General features: G+C 69.2%; 1 protein-coding gene. It reads left to right on the plus strand.

Annotation, left to right across the window (positions count from 1 at the left end):
• The coding region (locus CCN35_RS27475; RefSeq protein ID WP_158100444.1) for an AAA family ATPase at positions 1–713 on the plus strand (713 nt) is incomplete at its 5' end.
• Positions 714–734: the final 21 nt, after the last annotated feature.

Below are 734 nucleotides of genomic sequence, written 5' to 3' on the forward strand. Positions count from 1 at the left end.
GCATGGTCCGCTTCGACATGAGCGAGTTCCAGGAGAAGCACACCGTCTCCCGGCTCGTCGGCGCCCCGCCCGGCTATGTCGGACACGAGGAGGCCGGCCAGCTCACCGAGAAGGTGCGGCGGCAGCCCTACAGCGTGCTGCTGTTCGACGAGGTGGAGAAGGCCCATCCGGACGTCTTCAACACCCTGCTCCAGGTCCTCGACGACGGACGGCTCACCGACGCCCAGGGCCGCACCGTCGACTTCCGCAACACCGTGGTCATCATGACCTCCAACATCGGCGCCCAGCGGATCCTGGCCCACCAGGGCGACGTCTCCGCCATCAAGGACCAGCTGATGGAGGACCTGCGCGCGCGGTTCCTGCCGGAGTTCCTCAACCGCATCGACGACATCATCATCTTCCACCGCCTGAGCGAGGAGGACCTCGGCCGGATCCTGGAGATGCTGCTGGAGGGCAGCCGCCGCCGGGTGCGCGCCCAGGGGCTGGAGCTGAAGGTCACCGACGCCGCGAAGAAGCTGCTGATCGCCCACGGCCACCAGCCGGAGTTCGGTGCCCGCCCGTTGCGCCGCACCATCCAGACCGAGCTGGACAACCGCATCGCCTCCCTGCTGCTGAGCGACTCGGCCTCCCCCGGTGACACGATCGTGGCGGACGTCGACAAGGACGCCCTGGTCTGCCGGGTCGAACACCCGAAGTCCGCCTCGGCCGCCTGAGCGCAGCCACGGGGCCGGCCG

Origin of the sequence: Streptomyces thermovulgaris (assembly GCF_002155915.1) — a bacterium.
GTDB lineage: Bacteria > Actinomycetota > Actinomycetes > Streptomycetales > Streptomycetaceae > Streptomyces > Streptomyces thermovulgaris.